The sequence below is a fragment of the Streptococcus macedonicus ACA-DC 198 genome, assembly GCA_000283635.1.
GTDB classification, from domain to species: Bacteria; Bacillota; Bacilli; order Lactobacillales; family Streptococcaceae; genus Streptococcus; species Streptococcus macedonicus.
Genome location: HE613569.1, coordinates 1029179 through 1047094, shown reverse-complemented (window position 1 = coordinate 1047094; position 17916 = coordinate 1029179). Strand labels below are relative to the sequence as shown.

The 17916-nt window shown below is 37.3% G+C and carries 13 protein-coding genes and 2 pseudogenes; 11 read left to right on the top strand and 4 right to left on the bottom strand.

The window, feature by feature from the left end; translation table 11 throughout:
* Positions 1-35 precede the first annotated feature (35 nt).
* The gene (locus tag SMA_RS05295) at positions 36-710 is read left to right on the top strand and encodes a response regulator transcription factor (RefSeq protein ID WP_014294586.1); all 675 of its coding nucleotides are present in this window, start codon (positions 36-38) and stop codon (positions 708-710) included.
* Positions 700-2040: a sensor histidine kinase gene (locus tag SMA_RS05290; RefSeq protein WP_014294585.1), complete on the top strand. Its 1341-nt coding sequence runs from the start codon at positions 700-702 to the stop codon at positions 2038-2040. Before SMA_RS05295 ends, SMA_RS05290 begins: the two co-directional genes overlap by 11 nt.
* Positions 2041-2176: 136 nt before the next feature.
* Here the strand turns inward: SMA_RS05290 and rpsT are convergent, their stop codons facing one another.
* Positions 2177-2428, bottom strand: a complete 252-nt coding sequence (gene rpsT / locus SMA_RS05285; protein ID WP_081498578.1) for a 30S ribosomal protein S20 — start codon at positions 2426-2428, stop codon at positions 2177-2179.
* 74 nt (positions 2429-2502) lie between these two features.
* Positions 2503-3423: a type I pantothenate kinase gene (gene coaA, locus SMA_RS05280; protein ID WP_014294583.1), complete on the bottom strand. Its 921-nt coding sequence runs from the start codon at positions 3421-3423 to the stop codon at positions 2503-2505.
* Between the two features lie 113 nt (positions 3424-3536).
* Here coaA and SMA_RS05275 point away from each other — a divergent pair, with 113 nt between their 5' ends.
* The 8 genes and pseudogenes from SMA_RS05275 to nox all read left to right on the top strand — a co-directional run bounded on the left by SMA_RS05275 (position 3537) and on the right by nox (position 13052).
* Complete coding sequence (locus SMA_RS05275) at positions 3537-4130, top strand: class I SAM-dependent methyltransferase (protein ID WP_014294582.1); 594 nt, start codon at positions 3537-3539, stop codon at positions 4128-4130.
* 490 nt (positions 4131-4620) lie between these two features.
* Positions 4621-5283 carry a deoxyribose-phosphate aldolase gene (gene deoC / locus SMA_RS05270; protein WP_014294580.1) on the top strand — a complete coding sequence of 221 codons (663 nt, stop codon included), beginning with the start codon at positions 4621-4623 and terminating at the stop codon, positions 5281-5283.
* 188 nt (positions 5284-5471) lie between these two features.
* On the top strand, positions 5472-6536 hold the full coding sequence (locus SMA_RS05265; protein ID WP_014294579.1) for a BMP family lipoprotein: 1065 nt from the start codon (positions 5472-5474) through the stop codon (positions 6534-6536).
* Positions 6537-6699: 163 nt separating this feature from the next.
* On the top strand, positions 6700-8238 hold the full coding sequence (locus SMA_RS05260; RefSeq protein WP_014294578.1) for an ABC transporter ATP-binding protein: 1539 nt from the start codon (positions 6700-6702) through the stop codon (positions 8236-8238).
* Entirely contained in the window at positions 8231-9283 is a 1053-nt protein-coding gene (locus SMA_RS05255; protein WP_014294577.1) for an ABC transporter permease, read from the top strand. The genes SMA_RS05260 and SMA_RS05255 overlap by 8 nt, the downstream gene beginning before the upstream one ends.
* 1 nt (position 9284) lies before the next feature.
* The gene (locus SMA_RS05250) at positions 9285-10241 is read left to right on the top strand and encodes an ABC transporter permease (RefSeq protein ID WP_014294576.1); all 957 of its coding nucleotides are present in this window, start codon (positions 9285-9287) and stop codon (positions 10239-10241) included.
* A 71-nt stretch (positions 10242-10312) separates the two neighbouring features.
* Positions 10313-11554 (top strand): annotated as a pseudogene (locus tag SMA_RS11360) (IS3 family transposase).
* Positions 11555-11684: 130 nt separating this feature from the next.
* Positions 11685-13052: a H2O-forming NADH oxidase gene (nox, locus tag SMA_RS05235; RefSeq protein ID WP_014294573.1), complete on the top strand. Its 1368-nt coding sequence runs from the start codon at positions 11685-11687 to the stop codon at positions 13050-13052.
* Between the two features lie 60 nt (positions 13053-13112).
* Here nox and SMA_RS05230 read toward each other — a convergent pair whose 3' ends face one another.
* Together SMA_RS05230 and SMA_RS05225 are read right to left on the bottom strand one after the other, a co-directional pair.
* Positions 13113-14102, bottom strand: a complete 990-nt coding sequence (locus SMA_RS05230) for an L-lactate dehydrogenase (RefSeq protein ID WP_014294572.1) — start codon at positions 14100-14102, stop codon at positions 13113-13115.
* 168 nt (positions 14103-14270) lie between these two features.
* Positions 14271-15258, bottom strand: a pseudogene (locus SMA_RS05225) (IS30 family transposase).
* Positions 15259-15459: 201 nt separating this feature from the next.
* On the opposite strand from SMA_RS05225, the gene gyrA reads away from it, so the two are divergent.
* On the top strand, positions 15460-17916 hold the full coding sequence (gyrA, locus tag SMA_RS05220) for a DNA gyrase subunit A (protein ID WP_014294569.1): 2457 nt from the start codon (positions 15460-15462) through the stop codon (positions 17914-17916).

Genomic DNA, 17916 nt, shown 5'->3' with positions numbered 1-17916 from the left:
CATGATATAATAATATAAATGCAAGGAGTATATGTATGATTAAGATATTATTAGTAGAGGATGATTTGAGTCTATCTAATTCCATTTTTGATTTTTTAGATGATTTTGCAGATGTTATGCAGGTATTTGACGGCGAAGAAGGTTTGTACGAAGCTGAAAGTGGCGTATATGACCTTATTTTGCTTGACTTGATGTTACCTGAAAAAGATGGTTTCCAAGTGCTTAAAGAGTTACGAGAAAAAGGTGTGTCAACACCAGTACTTATTATGACTGCCAAAGAAAGTCTTGGTGATAAGGGACATGGTTTCGAGTTGGGAGCAGATGATTATCTTACTAAACCATTTTACCTTGAAGAGCTAAAAATGCGTATTCAAGCTCTTTTAAAACGTTCGGGTAAATACAACTTCAATACCTTATCTTATGAAGAATTAACCGTTGACACTTCTACCAATACAACAATAGCTAACGGTAAAGAAGTCGAGCTGCTTGGTAAAGAATTTGATTTGTTGGTTTATTTCTTACAAAATCAAAATGTTATTTTACCAAAATCACAAATTTTTGACCGTATTTGGGGCTTTGATAGTGATACAACGATTTCGGTTGTTGAAGTTTACGTTTCAAAAATTCGAAAAAAACTCAAAGACACCACCTTTGCCAAAAATCTTCAAACCCTACGGAGTGTAGGTTATATTCTGAAAAATGTTGAATAAATTACAGAAAAAATTATCATCAGGGACATTTTCACATTTCTTCCATTTCTTTGCTGTCTTCACGGGAATTTTTGTCATCATGACAGTTATCATTTTGCAGATTATGCGCTATGGTCTTTATTCCTCTGTTGATACGAGTTTGCAAAATGCAGCAGACAATGCCAATGATTATGTCGTGCGAACTATGGAACGTAGCGATACTTTGCAATCGAATGATTCTCCTACGGACACTTTTTCAGGAGGAACAAGTAGTTCTGGGAAAGCGAAACCTAGTACCAGCAGAATTGGTCTAAGTAACGTTAGCGTTCTTCTTTATGATGAAGACGGTAAAATCTTAAATGCTTTGGATGCTTTTGTTCAATTTGGAACGTTATCGACAACTTTTGATGAAGGTAGTGTCGGCGAAATCAAAGAACAGAAGATTACGACCATTTTTGGTCAAACCGAGAAATACCATGTGCTGACTGTAAAAGTGAGTAGTAGCGAGTATCCTAGTATAAAATACGCTACTTTCCTTGTTAGTGTTCGTCAGTTAGATGAAGCTAGCGAACGATATGTAACAATTACGATCACTGTTATGGTTATTTTCTGGATTATTTCGGTCGTAGCAAGTGTTTATCTTGCCAATTGGACAAGAAAACCAATTATGGAAAGCTATGAAAAACAAAAAACCTTTGTCGAAAATGCTAGTCATGAGTTGCGTACACCGCTTACTGTTTTGCAGAATCGTTTAGAAAGTCTCTTTAGGCGACCTGATGCTACAATTTTGGATAATAGTGAAAGTATTGCCGCCAGTTTAGACGAAGTTCGAAATATGCGAATTTTGACCACAAATCTGCTGAATTTGGCACGTCGTGATGATGGTTTGAAAGTTGAGTTGGAGGATATTCAACCACCGACTTTCAATGAAATCTTTGAAAATTACGATATGATTGCTGAAGAAAATGGCAAGACATTTGTCGGACATAATTTGGTAGACCGACCAATCAAATCAGATCGTACATTGTTAAAACAACTGATGACTATCTTATTTGATAATGCCATAAAATACACCGACAATGATGGTGTCATTGAATTTACCGTTAAAACAACAGACAAACAAACAATTCTGACAGTTGCTGATAACGGTCCAGGAATTAGCGACGCTGATAAAGTTAAGATTTTTGACCGTTTTTATCGTGTGGATAAAGCACGGACACGTCAAAAAGGCGGTTTTGGTCTAGGATTGTCACTTGCTAAGCAAATTGTTGACGTTTTAAAAGGCGATATTCAAGTCAAAGATAACCAACCAAAAGGAACTATTTTTGAAGTCCGTTTTAATCGTCATTAATAAAATAAAGGGAGCTGATAAATTCTCAGCTTCCTTTTTGATTATATTCGTTTTTCTTTGGCAATTGTAAACTTTAATTGCTAGAAAAAATATTTTTGTAAAAGAAAAAAACTCCATTTGGAGTTTTCATTGGATATTAGTTAGCCAATTTAGCAGCAAGACGTGCTTTATCTCGGCTAGCTTTGTTTTTGTGAATCAACCCTTTTGATTCAGCTTTATCGATGCTAGAAGAAGCAGCGCGGAAAAGCTCTTCAGATGGGTTAGCTTCGAATGCTTTGATAGCAGAACGCATAGCTGATTTTTGTGCTGAGTTCTTTTTGTTTTGTTTAACGTTAAGTTCAGCGCGTTTGATAGCTGATTTAATATTTGCCAATGTTTTCACCTCCAAATTAATCTAACTATATTATTATATAGGAATTATTGACTTTTGGCAAGTCTTAATCACCCTTTCAGAAAAAATACTTACTTTTTCAAATAAATACTATCAATTTTATGGTCTGCAGCCTTGTGTAAAATCAATTCAGCACGGTTTCGCGTTGGTTCAATATATTTTTCAAGATTGACTAAATTAATTGTTTTCCAAGTATTTTTAGCTAAAGCTAAGGCTTCGCTTTGTGACATATTGACAAAACGGTGATAATAGTTGTTTTTGTCTGCTTTTGCCAATTCTAACAAGCTTTCAAAACGTTCCAAATACCATTTTTCGATATTATCGTTTTCTGCGTCAATGTAAATTGAAAAATCAAAATATCCTGTCATGTACAGTCGTTTATTCTTCTGGTTTTGAAAAACGTTGATTCCTTCGACAATCAGAAAATCAGGGGTATCAATCGTTTGTTTTTGGTCAGGAATGATGTCATAAATTTCATGCGAATAAACAGGAATCTCGGCGACCATGCCATTTTTAACGGTATCGAGGAAATTTAGCAGAAGTTCCATGTTATAACTTTCGGGAAATCCTTTGCGGTCAAGTATATTTCGCTCAATTAAAATATCATTTGGATAAATGAAACCGTCAGTCGTTACCATTTCAACTTTGCTATCTTTGAAAGTCCGTGATAGGAGAAGTTGTAAAAGACGGCTAGTCGTTGATTTTCCGACAGCAACCGATCCCGAAATACCAATGATAAATGGGCGTTTACTCACTTCATTTTTCAGAAAAATACTTTTTGAAAATGAAAGATTTTCTTGAGCATTTTTGTAAATCTGAATTAAGCTAATCAAAGGAAGATAAACTTCAACCACATCTTGAATGTTGATATTGTCATTCAAACTTTTAATTGATTCCAATTCTTCAGCAGTCAGAAGCGGCTGTGTTTTGCGATGCAATTCTTGCCAAGTTTTTCGAGAAATATTATCAAAATTAATAAATTCGTTCGTCATACGAAGCTCCTTGCTGAGGATTATGTGCTCTATTATAGCACTTTAATCCTTAATTGAAAACCGTTACAATTTATGTTAAAATGAAAAAGCATTCTAGGAGGAAATAGTAGAAAATGACAAAGATGTATTATGCAGAAAATCCTGATAGCGCTCATGATATTCATGAGTTGAAGGTTACTCTTTTGGGACAACCCTTCACATTTTTAACCGATTCAGGTGTTTTCTCTAAAAAAATGATTGATTACGGCAGCCAAGTGCTTTTGAATTCGGTGGATTTTGAAAAAGGTAAAACGCTTTTGGATTTAGGTTGTGGTTATGGTCCGCTAGGTATTTCTTTAGCAAAAGTTCAAGGTGTTCAAGCAACAATGATTGATATTAACAACCGAGCTATTGATTTGGCGCTGAAGAATGCTGAAACAAACGATGTTACAGCATGTATCTTCCAATCTAATATCTATGAAAAGGTAACTGGTACTTTTGATTACATTATTAGCAATCCTCCGATTCGTGCAGGAAAACAAGTTGTTCATACGATTATAGCAGATAGTATCAATTATCTGAATGACGGTGGTAGCTTAACAATTGTTATCCAAAAGAAACAAGGAGCGCCAAGTGTTAAATCTAAAATGCAAGAAATTTTTGGCAATGTTGATATCCTAAAGCGTGATAAAGGGTATTATATTTTACGAAGCACAAAAACGGAATAATTGAATAAATAATCTTTATTAAATGAGATGATAAATCTTGTTTAGTAAAGATTTTTTTATAGATTCCCATAATATCAATAATTATGACAGATGTCATAAAATAAATATGACATAAAAGTCAGTTTTAACAGTATAATTATGCTTTGAAAAGTCATAAAAAAACACAATATAAATCGCTTACAAAACGTCAAAATATTATTTTTAAATATTGTAAATTCCTTCCCTTAGGAGCGATTTTGTCTCAAAAAGTTCAGAAATAGCGAATATGACATATGACACAAATGTCATATGTAAATTGAAAACCTTGCTGTAACAAGGCTTTTTTGAAGGTAATGAATTATAAAATCGTTTTAATAATTTTTCGGTTTTTGCCATTTTTACTAATTATTAAAAAATCGGTAAAAAGTACTTACATATTTTAAAAAAAATGGTAGAATGGAGAGAGTGTAATTATTAATTAATTGAAAAGAATTTTCGGAAGGAAGTAAAAATGGCTATTAATAGGTATATCGATCATACTTTATTAAAACCTGAAAGCACTCAAATTCAAATTGATAAGCTGATTGCAGAAGCAGTAGAGCATCAGTTTGCTAGTGTTTGTGTTAATCCAACTTGGGTATCATATGCCGCTAAGGCTTTAAAAGGTACTGAAGTTAATGTTTGTACGGTTATTGGTTTTCCTCTTGGGGGAAACACTACTAGTGTGAAAGCTTTTGAGACGAAAGATGCTGTTGCTAATGGTGCAGATGAGATCGATATGGTTATCAATATCGGTCAATTAAAATCAGGACAATATGACGCTGTTGAAGCTGATATTCGTGCTGTTGTAGAAGCAAGCGGTGATAAGTTAGTAAAAGTTATCATTGAAACTTGTCTTTTGACAGACGACGAAAAAGTAAAAGCTTGCCGATTAGCGGTTGCAGCAGGTGCGGATTACGTCAAAACTTCAACTGGTTTTTCAACTGCAGGCGCAAATATCGCCGACGTGACATTGATGCGTAAAACTGTTGGACCAAATATCGGAGTGAAAGCCGCAGGCGGTACACGCTCATATGCAGATGCTGAAGCTTTTATTAAAGCAGGTGCAACACGAATTGGAACTTCTGCAGGTGTAGCAATTGTCAACGGTGAAACTGCTAATAGTAGTTACTAACATTAATAATATTTTTTACGTTATGAAATAGAAAAGCAAAGGTGGACGGTCGCGATGACGGTCAAGTGGCTTATTACCACAGTCTATAAGGCTTGAAAAAGTCTTCTTAAAAGTGTCATTGAGCCAATTGGCTTGATATATATTTAGCAACTGTGTTGCTTATAAGTTTTTTAGGAGGGTTCATTTTCATGAACAAGAAAATTGTTAGTCTTGGACTTGCTGCAGTAGCAACATTAGCACTCGGTGCTTGTAGCCGTTCAAATTCATCTAGCTCTAGCTCTGATTCTAGCGTAAAAGTCGCTATTGTAACAGATACAGGTGGTGTTGATGATAAATCATTTAACCAATCAGCTTGGGAAGGTTTGCAAGCTTGGGGTAAAGAAAATGATTTAACAAAAGATATTGACTACACTTACTTCCAATCAGATAGTGAGTCAGACTATGCAACTAACCTTGATTCAGCTGTTTCAAACGGTTATAACTTGATTTTTGCTATTGGTTACAATCTTCATGATGCAGTTGAAGAAGCTGCCCCAGAAAATGAAGATGTTAACTATGTTATCATTGACGACACTGTTTCTGATCAAGATAACGTTGAAAGTGTCTTGTTTGCTGATAACGAAGGTGCTTATCTTGCAGGTATCGCAGCTGCTATGCAAACAAAAACAAAACACGTTGGATTTGTAGGTGGTATTGAATCAGATACAATCACACGTTTTGAAGCTGGTTTCAAGGCTGGTGTGGCATCAGTTGATAGCTCAATCAAAGTTGATGCTCAATACGTGGGTTCTTACTCAGACTCTGCTAAAGGTAAAACAATCGCTGCTACTATGTACGCAGGTGGCGCAGATGTTATCTACCATGCCGCAGGTGGTTCTGGTACAGGTGTCTTCTCACAAGCCAAAGAAATCAATGAAAAATTAAAAGCTGATAGCGACCAAAAAGTTTGGGTAATCGGTGTCGATCGTGACCAATCAGAAGAAGGTGACTATACATCATCTGATAACGTTGATTCTAACTTTGTTTTGACTTCTACAATTAAAGAAGTAGGAAAAGTCGTTCAAGATATTTCTAACGAAAAGCTTAAAGGTGAAAAATTCAACGGAAACACAACAAAAACATACGGACTTGCAGACGGTGGTGTTGATGTTGTCACAGACAACCTTTCTGATAGCATTAAAGAAGCGGTTGAAACTGCCAAACAAAAAATCATCAATGGTGAAATCACTGTTGATGATGGTTTGAGTGATTAAAAATCATCATTCTTGAAGGAAGCGACCAAATAGGTCGCCTTTTTTCAGGGCTGAGGAAAATAGCAATTTTACCTCAGTTAAGTTCATTAAAAAACTCTTCTTAGAGAATTTAGTGGGCTTAACTGACCTAAAATTATTAATTATTAGACTGAAAGGATCACATATGACACAAGAAACAGTCATTAAAATGCGTGAAATTACTAAAAAATTTGGTGATTTTGTAGCTAATGACCATATCAATTTAGAAGTCAAAAAAGGTGAAATCCATGCCCTTCTTGGGGAAAATGGTGCCGGAAAATCGACTTTGATGAATATGCTTGCCGGTCTTTTACAACCAACAAGCGGTGAAATTTTAGTGAAGGGAGAAGTTGCTCACTTAGATTCACCTTCAAAATCAGCTAAAATGGGAATTGGAATGGTTCACCAGCACTTTATGTTGGTTGAAGCTTTTACTGTGGCTGAAAATATTATTTTAGGTAACGAGGCAACCAAAAAAGGTGGGATTCTTAATTTAAGAAAAGCAACTGAAGAAATCAAAGAGTTATCTGAAAGATACGGTTTAGCAGTCGATCCGTCAGCTAAAATCTCAGATATTACTGTTGGAGCACAACAACGTGTTGAAATTTTAAAAACACTTTATCGCGGTGCCAATATTATTATCTTTGACGAACCAACAGCTGTTTTAACACCTTCTGAAATCGCTGAATTACTTGATATTATGCGTAACTTAGTTAAAGAAGGAAAATCAATCATCTTAATCACACATAAATTGGATGAAATTCGTGCCGTTGCTGATAGGGTCACAGTTATTCGTCACGGAAAATCTATTCAAACAGTACCAGTTGCTGATTCAACAAGTGAAGAATTAGCAGAGATGATGGTTGGACGTGCTGTCTCGTTTAAAACCGAAAAAATTCCTGCTAATCCAAAAGACGTTGTTCTTTCTGTTAAGGATTTAGTTGTTAACGAAAATCGTGGTGTTCCTGCGGTCAAAGAACTTTCTCTGGATGTCCGTGCAGGTGAGATTGTTGGTATTGCTGGTATCGATGGTAATGGGCAAAGTGAACTTATTGAAGCAATCACTGGTCTTCGTAAGGTCGAATCAGGTAACGTCATCATTAAAGGCGTGGACATGACGAATGAACGTCCTCGTAAGATTACGGAATTAGGTGTTGGTCATGTTCCTGAAGATCGTCATCGTGATGGTATGGTTCTAGATATGACAATTGCTGAAAATATCGCTCTTCAAACATACTATAAAGAACCATTTAGTAAACACGGTTTCATGAACTATAATAAATTAAACGAACATGCCCGTGATTTGATGGCAGAATTTGATGTCCGTGCTGCTAGTGAATTGGTAGCAGGCGGTGCGCTTTCTGGTGGTAACCAACAAAAAGCAGTTATCGCTCGTGAAATTGATCGTAATCCAGATTTGTTGATTGTTAACCAACCAACACGTGGACTAGACGTTGGTGCGATTGAATACATTCGCAAACGTCTTGTTGCTGAGCGTGATAAAGGGAAAGCTGTACTCGTTATTAGTTTTGAACTAGATGAAATCCTTGATGTTTCCGACCGTATCGCCGTTATTCATGATGGTAAAATTCAAGGTATCTTAGACGCTGCCCAAACCAATAAACAAGAACTTGGTATTTTAATGGCTGGCGGAAAAGTGGAAAAGGAGGATACTAATGTCTAAGAAAACACAAAAATGGGCTGTTCCTTTAATTGCCGTTGTTCTCGGTATGTTATTAGGGGCAATCCTCATGCTTTGCTTTGGTTATAATCCTCTTTGGGGGTATAACGACCTACTTTATACTGCATTTGGTTCTATTAAAAATATCGGTGAAATCTTCCGTGCCATGGGTCCGCTTATCTTAATTGCTCTTGGTTTCTCGGTTGCTTCAAAAGCCGGTTTCTTCAACGTTGGACTTCCAGGTCAAGCTTTGATCGGTTGGGTAATGTCAGTGTGGTTCGCACTTTCTTTTCCTGATTTACCAAAACCAATTTCAGTGATTTGTACTATCGTTGTTGGACTCGTTGCTGGTGGTATAGCTGGTGCAATTCCTGGTATCTTGCGCGCATTCCTTGGAACGAGTGAAGTTATTGTCACAATTATGATGAACTATATCATTTTGTATTCAACACAGTACCTTATCCAAAATGTTTTTCCTGACAATATCATGCGTACAACAGAAGCAACTATCAAAGTTTCTGAAAATGCCTCTTATCAGACAGAATGGCTCTCAGCACTAACAAACAATTCACGTATGAATATTGGTATTTTCATTGCTTTTATCGCTGTTATTATCATCTGGTTTATGATGAAGAAAACAACACTTGGCTACGAAATCACATCTGTTGGTATTAACCCACATGCAGCAGAATACGCTGGTATGTCTGCTAAACGCCTAATTATCATTTCAATGATTATCTCAGGAGCACTTGCTGGTCTTGGTGGAACAGTAGAAGGTCTAGGAACATTTGAAAATGTTTATTCCCAAACAAGTTCATTAAGCATCGGTTGGGACGGTATGGCGGTTTCGCTTCTTGCGGTTAATAATGCTATTGGTATTCCATTTGCTGCGTTCTTGTATGCTGTTCTTTCAATTGGTAAAACAGGTATGATTGGTATTCCGTCAGAAGTTATTGACGTTGTTTCTGCTTTCATTATTTTTTTCGTTGGAGCAGATTATATGATTCGTCATTTCCTTAACACTAAAAAAGTAGAAGGAGGAAAGTAAAATGAGTTTTACAACAATGTTAGCCCTGTTAGTTTCTTCCATGTTAATCTACTCTGCACCTTTAATTTTTACTAGTATCGGCGGAACTTTCTCTGAACGTGCTGGTATTGTAAATGTGGGACTTGAAGGGATTATGGTCATGGGGGCATTTTCTGGTGTTCTCTTTAACCTTAGTTTTGCAGATGTTTTTGGAAATGCTACACCATGGATTGCCTCAATCGTTGCGGGATTCGTTGGTGTGCTTTACTCGCTAATCCACGCTGTCGCAACAATTAATTTTCGAGCAGACCATGTTGTTTCTGGAACTGTATTGAATTTGATTGCACCTTCGTTTGCAGTCTTTCAATGTCGTTACCTTTTTGGAAAAGGACAGACTGATACCATCTCAGAAACATTTGGACGTTTTTCATTCCCAATTTTAAAAGATATCCCAGTTATTGGACAAATTTTCTTTAACAATACGTCGTTAGTTGCTTACGTTGCCATTTTAGTGTCGTTTATTTCATGGTTTATCATTTTCAAAACACGTTTTGGACTTCGTTTGCGTTCTGTTGGTGAACATCCACAAGCCGCTGATACGCTTGGAATCAATGTCTATCTTATGCGTTATGCTGGAGTTATGATTTCAGGTTTCTTTGGTGGTATCGGAGGTGCTGTTTACGCGCAAACGATCTCTAATAATTTTGCGGTTACAACAATCGCTGGTCCAGGTTTCATTGCTTTAGCTGCCATGATTTTTGGTCGTTGGAATCCAATTGGTGCAATGCTTTCGAGCTTGTTCTTTGGATTGTCACAGTCACTTGCGATTATTGGTGCACAATTGCCATTCTTCTCAAGTATCCCATCTGTTTACCTAAAAGTAGCACCATACGTTTTGACAATTGTTGTTTTGGCTGCCTTCTTCGGTAAAGCAGTAGCACCTAAGGCTGATGGTGTTAACTATATAAAATCTAAATAAAGTGAAAATAAGTTGGTTTGTACCGCACCCCAAAAGTTAGATAGAAAATCTAACAATTGGGGTGTTTTTTGATGAAACTAAGCTATGAAGATAAATTGGAGATATACACTCTATGAAAACAGGGATATTCTCTTCGAGAGTTAGCGAGGAGATACTGTGTCACTAAATTAACGGTCGATTATATGATTCGACTCATGGAGCGATATGGAGTAGAGATTGTTAAAAAAATAAAAAATACCTATTATCCTCCCAAACTCAAGTTGGAAATGATTCATAAAGTTCTTAGAAATGGTCAGTCACAAATACAGGTTTCTCTTGACTATGCCCTCCCAATCAAGGAACACTTCCTAATTGGCTTTCTCAATACAAGAAAAACGGGTATACTATTGTTGATAAACAACGAGGGAGACCGAGTAAGATGGGATGTAAACCAAAAAAAACTGGTAAAGAAATGACTGAGCTAGAGCATGTTCTGAAAGAGAATGAGCGTCTGCGTACCGAGGTAGCTTATCTAAAAAAGTTGAGGGAATTGCGCTTGAGGGACGAAGCCTTACAGCGCAAAACGCGGAGATAGTTAGAGAACTGGTCTCAGGAGGATTTCGATTAGACCTCCTACTGAAAACTGCCAAGCTAGCTTATTCTACTTACTATTATCAGTTGAAACGGTTTAATAGAGCTAATAAAGATAAGAAGGTTCAACGGTTAATGAAACTCATGGGACTCGCTGCTCGTACTCGTTGTAAGCGTAAATACTCGTCTTACAAGGGAGAGATTGGGAAGAAAGCTGATAATCTAATTCAACGTCAGTTTGAAGGGGCTAAGCCTTATGAGAAGTGTTATACAGATGTCACTGAATTCGCTTTACAAACATTAAGGAGAAAGTTTATTTATCCCCTATTCTTGATGGCTACAATAGTGAAATTATTGAGTTTACCTTGTCACGCTCACCTGATTTAAAACAGATTCAAACCATGCTTAAAAAAGCATTTCCAGATGACTCTTATCAAGGAACTATTCTTCACAGCGACCAAGGATGGCAATACCAACATCAGTCTTATCATGATTTCTTGGCATCCAAAGGGATTCGTCCATCAATGTCACGCAAAAGAAATAGTCCAGATAATGGGATGATGGAGTCTTTCTTTGGCATCTTAAAGTCTGAAATATTTTACGGTTATGAAAAGACTTTTAAGTCGATTGACAAGCTGGAACAAGCCATTACAGATTATATTTTTTATTACAACAATAAACGTATCAAGGCAAAATTAAAAGGACTCAGTCCTGTGCAATACAGAACTAAATTCTTTCAATAATTTATTGTCCAACTTTTTGGGGTCAGTACAGTTTTACCAGCTTATTTTTTTATAAGCAAATCATTTGTAAGCGTTTTATAGGTATGGTATATTAGTCATGTTAAATTTAATTAGTTAGAGGTTACTTTCTATGAGTAAAATTGTTGTTATTGGAGCAAATCATGCTGGTACAGCTTGCATAAAGACAATGTTAACCAATTATGGTACTGAAAATGAAGTGGTTGTTTTTGATCAAAATTCAAATATTTCATTTCTCGGTTGTGGTATGGCATTATGGATCGGAGAACAAATCGCTGGACCTGAAGGATTATTCTATTCAGACAAGGATGAATTAGAACAACTTGGTGCTAAAGTTTATATGAATTCTCCTGTGGAATCGATTGATTATGATAAAAAAGAAATCACAGCACTTGTTGATGGGCAAAAACATTTTGAAACATATGATAAATTGATTTTGGCAACAGGCTCACAGCCAATCATCCCGCCAATTAAGGGTGTTAGCATGAAAGAAGATTCGCTTGAATTTGAATCAAAACTCGAAAACGTTCAATTTGTTAAACTTTATCAGAATGCCGAAGATGTTATTGAGAGGTTGAAAGAGAAAGCTATTTCTCGTGTAGCTGTCGTCGGAGCAGGCTATATCGGTGTTGAATTAGCAGAAGCTTTCCAACGCAAAGGAAAAGAAGTAACGCTTATCGACGTTGCAGAGACTTGTTTAGCTGGATATTATGACCGCGATTTGAGTGACGCAATGGCAAATAATTTACAAGAACACGGAATTCATTTAGCATTTGGAGAAGCTGTGCAGGAAATTGTTGGTAAGACAAAAGTGGAAAAAATCATCACTGATAAATCAGAATATGATGTCGATATGGTTATCCTAGCAGTTGGTTTTCGTCCTAATACAGCATTGGCTCAAGATAAAATTAAATTGTTCTCAAATGGTGCCTTTTTAGTTGATAAATACCAAGAAACAAGTATGCCTGATGTCTATGCTATCGGTGATTGTGCTACGATTTATAACAATGCGACACAATCAACAGATTACATCGCCCTTGCTTCAAATGCTGTCCGTACAGGAATTGTTGCAGCACACAACGCTTGTGGTCATAAACTAGAAGGAGTAGGTGTTCAAGGCTCAAATGGTATTTCAATTTATGGCTTGAATATGGTTTCGACAGGATTGACTCTAGAAAAGGCAAAAGCAAAAGGCTTTGATGCTCTTGAAGTCGAGTATGTGGATAATCAAAAACCAGAATTCATTCAAAAAGATAATTTCCAAGTTACTCTAAAAATTGTTTATGATAAAACATCACGTGTCATTCTTGGTGCACAAATAATGGCGAAAAAAGACATCTCAATGGGAATTCACTTATTCTCTCTTGCTATCCAAGAACAAGTAACGATTGATAAACTTGCTTTGACAGACTTATTCTTCCTACCGCACTTCAACAAACCATACAACTACATTACAATGGCAGCATTGAATGCGAAATAAATAGAATGCAAAAAAAGCTATCCTGAATCAGGATAGCTTTTATTATGTTAAAAACTAAAATTAGTTTTTAGCTGCAGAAGCGAATTCTTCTCTAGAGAAAGCTTCGTCGATGACAGCTTTCAATTCTTTAGCAGAAGCTTCCATTTTTTGTTGTTCAGCGTCATTCAAAGGAATGTTAACTGGACGAACGATACCGTGAGCACCAACGATAGCTGGTTGACCGATGTAGCAGTCAGTTACGCCAGGGTATTGACCTTCTTGGAATACAGAAAGTGGAAGAACTGCATTTTCGTCATCAAGGATTGCTTTAGTAATACGAGCAAGCGCAACAGCGATACCGTAGAATGTAGCACCTTTTTTGTTGATGATTGAGTAAGCAGCATCACGAACACCTTCGAAAAGTTCAACCAATTCAGTTTCGCTAACGTTTTGAACATCTTTAAGGTAGTTTTCAAGGTTTACACCTGCAACGTTAGCGTGTGACCAAACTGCAAATTCTGAGTCACCGTGTTCACCCATGATGTATGCGTGAACTGAACGTGCATCAACATCAATTTTTTCAGCCAATGCTTGACGGAAACGTGCTGAGTCAAGTGAAGTACCTGAACCGATAACGCGTTCTTTAGGGAAACCAGAGAATTTCCATGTAGAGTAAGTCAAAATATCAACTGGGTTAGCAGCAACTAAGAAAATTCCGTTGAAACCAGATTTAACAACTTCAGTTACGATTGATTTGTTGATAGCAAGGTTTTTACCAACAAGGTCAAGACGTGTTTCACCTGGTTTTTGAGGTGCACCAGCAGTGATAACAACAAGGTCAGCATCTGAACAGTCTTCGTATTTAGCAGCGTAGATTTTTTTAGGTGAAGTGAAAGGAAGAGCGTGGCTAAGGTCTTCAGCATCCCCAACGGCTTTGTCGAACAATTGTGGGATTTCGATGATACCAAGTTCTTGTGCGATTCCTTGGTTTACAAGTGCAAATGCGTAAGATGAACCTACGGCACCGTCACCAACAAGGATAACTTTTTTGTGTTGTTTAGTTGCAGTCATTTATCTAAACATCTCCTTAATTTTTTTAGGGGCTCTCGCCCATACGATAATATTTTAACACGTTAAGTGAGATATGTCACGAACTAAATTGTAAAAACTTTAAAAAAAGAAAAAGGCGCGTTGTTAAATCAAGTGCAATAAGATCTTGAATAGGCTAGTATTCCATTGTTAGGTTGTTTGGACTAGCCCAAACAGAAATTTTGCAGTTTTGTAATGATGGAGTCGTCTAGGCCTCTCATTGATAGCTTCGATATAATGTACGAGTTCCTTTTCGGTTAATGAGTTGAAAGGTTGTCCTTTAGGGAGAAATTCTCTCAAAAGACCGTTAAAATTCTCGTTTGTTCCTCTTTCATGAGAGGAATAGGGATGGACGAAGTAAATATCAACCTCTTCTAAATCCGATAAGAGACTGAATTCAGAGCCGTTATCTGATGTGATAGAAGTAATCGGGTGTTCAGCCAAGAGTTTTTTTACAACTTCATTGATGGTTTCTGCTTGCTTATTCGGTAGCTTACACGCCAAGGCAAATCGTGTTTGACGTTCGACCAAGATCATGATAACAGACTCTCCTTGTGTCCAAACTCAGAACGGTTATTAATCGTTTCTGGACGCTCTTCAATAAATTTTCCAAGGGGCTTCTTATTGACTGTTGTTTTATATTTAGACCGCTTTCTGATAGTCACCATCTTCGATAAATCTATTGGCTTGATAGAAATAAAACCAGCTGCGATATAGCGATATAATGTCTTCGTTGAAGGAATGGTTTCTGTTGGCTGTTCCTCTTTGTATTCGTGAACAAACGTATCTACACTATGTCGACGAACATTGGACTTAACAGCCTTATCTAGTTTTTCAAAGAAAGTTGGAGAGCACTGCTCCAATTTCAGGTAGGTACTCTTTTTCCGATTTTCTTCATAGATACGTTGACCACTGTCAGCGAAATAGGTTTGATAATAAATTTGTTTTCCATTTTTATTTTGGACTTGTGTTACTGTGCCACGCTTAATCTCACGGGTAATTGTCGAACGATTTCGCCCTAATAGACGGGCAATCTCAGCAGGTTTTTCCCCATCTTCAAATAGGCACTAATTTCACCTCGCTCAGAGGGTGATAAGTGAGAATAACGAGACTTTTTGGTAGAATGAGTTTGGGACATGTTCATCGCCTTTCTATACTGAGTTGGGGAATACTAGTATATTAGACGAACATGTCTTTTTTGTTGCACTTGACTTAACAATGTGCTAAAAAAAGAAGAAAAGCAAGAAAGCTAGTTATTCTGGCGAAAAAGCGCTATTTTTGCCAAAAATGTGGTATAATATAGTAGAGTTTTACACTAGAAAAGGAGTGTTTTTCCTTAATGCAGGATAAGAATTTAATTGACGTAAATTTGACTTCAGAAATGAAGACAAGCTTTATTGATTACGCCATGTCTGTTATTGTCGCTCGTGCACTTCCTGATGTACGTGATGGATTAAAACCAGTTCATCGTCGTATTTTATATGGAATGAATGAGCTAGGTGTGACACCAGACAAACCTCATAAGAAATCTGCGCGTATCACTGGGGATGTTATGGGGAAATATCACCCACATGGTGATTCGTCTATTTATGAAGCCATGGTTCGTATGGCACAATGGTGGAGCTATCGTCATATGCTCGTTGATGGACATGGGAACTTCGGTTCTATGGATGGTGACGGTGCTGCCGCTCAGCGTTATACAGAAGCACGTATGAGCAAAATTGCTCTTGAAATGCTTCGTGATATTAACAAAAATACTGTTGACTTCCAAGATAACTACGATGGTAGTGAGCGTGAGCCGCTTGTTTTGCCGTCACGTTTTCCAAACTTGCTTGTTAACGGTGCTACAGGGATTGCCGTTGGTATGGCGACAAATATCCCACCGCACAACTTAGGAGAGTCTATTGACGCTGTCAAGCTGGTTATGGACAATCCTGACGTAACAACACATGAATTAATGGAAGTCTTGCCTGGTCCTGACTTTCCAACAGGTGCACTTGTTATGGGTAAATCTGGTATTCGTAAAGCTTACGAAACAGGTAAAGGCTCAATCGTTTTACGTTCTCGTACTGAAATTGAAACAACTAAGAGTGGACGCGAACGTATCGTTGTCACAGAATTCCCATACGGTGTTAACAAGACAAAAGTGCACGAACACATTGTTCGCTTAGCGCAAGAAAAACGTATTGAAGGAATTACAGCTGTTCGTGATGAATCAAGCCGTGAAGGTATTCGTTTCGTCATTGAAGTACGCCGTGATGCTTCAGCAAATGTTATCTTAAATAACTTGTTCAAATTAACTAGTTTGCAGACAAACTTTAGCTTTAATATGCTTGCTATTGAAAATGGTGTGCCAAAGATTCTTTCTTTGAAACAAATCATCGTTGATTATATTAAACACCAAAAAGAAGTAATTGTTCGTCGTACAGAATTTGATAAAGCTAAGGCTGAAAAACGCGCTCACATCTTAGAAGGTTTGCTAGTTGCACTTGACCACCTTGATGAGGTTATCAGCATTATCCGAAACAGTGAAACAGATGTGATTGCCCAAGGCGAATTGATGAGCCGTTTTGATTTGTCTGAACGTCAAAGTCAAGCTATCCTTGATATGCGTCTTCGTCGTTTGACAGGTTTGGAACGTGAAAAAATCCAAGCCGAATACGATGATTTACTTGCTTTGATTGCTGATTTAGCTGATATTTTGGCAAAACCAGAACGTGTTGTCACAATCATCAAAGAAGAAATGGATGACATCAAGCGTAAATATGCTGACCCACGTCGTACAGAATTGATGGTTGGAGAAGTTCTTTCTCTTGAAGATGAAGACTTGATTGAAGAGGAAGATGTTCTTATCACTCTTTCAAATAAAGGGTATATTAAACGTTTAGCGCAAGATGAATTCCGTGCCCAAAAACGTGGTGGACGTGGTGTCCAAGGTACTGGTGTTAATAATGATGACTTTGTTCGTGAATTGGTATCAACAAGCACTCATGACCATGTTTACTTTATGACAAACAAAGGTCGTGTTTATCGCTTGAAAGGTTACGAAATTCCAGAATATGGACGTACAGCCAAAGGATTACCAATTGTTAACCTTTTGAAATTAGATGAAGGCGAAATTGTTCAGACAATCATTAGTCAATCTGGACACGATGACAACGAAAGTTATCTTTTCTTCGTTACGCGTCAAGGGGTTGTTAAACGTACCAAAGAATCTGAATTTAGCAATATTCGTCAAAACGGACTAAAAGCCCTTAATCTTAAAGATGGTGATGAATTAATCAACGTTATCAGAACAAATGGTAACGACGATATTATTATCGGTACTAAAACTGGTTACAGCGTTCGTTTCAATGAGTCTGCCGTTCGTAGCACGAGCCGTTCTGCAACGGGTGTCCGTGGTGTCAATCTTCGTGAAGGTGATGAAGTGGTCGGAGCTTCACGCATTTCAGATGACCAAGAAGTGCTTGTTATCACTGAAAAAGGTTACGGAAAACGTACATTGGCTTCTGAATACCCAACTAAAGGTCGTGGCGGTAAAGGTATTAAGACTGCAAATATTACGGAAAAGAATGGTCAGTTAGCGGGGTTAGCAACCGTTAATGGGGACGAAGATATTATGGTTATTACTGACACAGGGGTTATTATTCGTACAAATGTTGCTAGCATCTCACAAACAGGTCGTGCCACACTAGGTGTTAAAATCATGAGACTTGACCAAGACGCTAAAATTATGACGTTTGCACTTGTTGAACCAGAAGAAGAGGAAGAAAAAACTGGAGAAGACCTAGAGTAG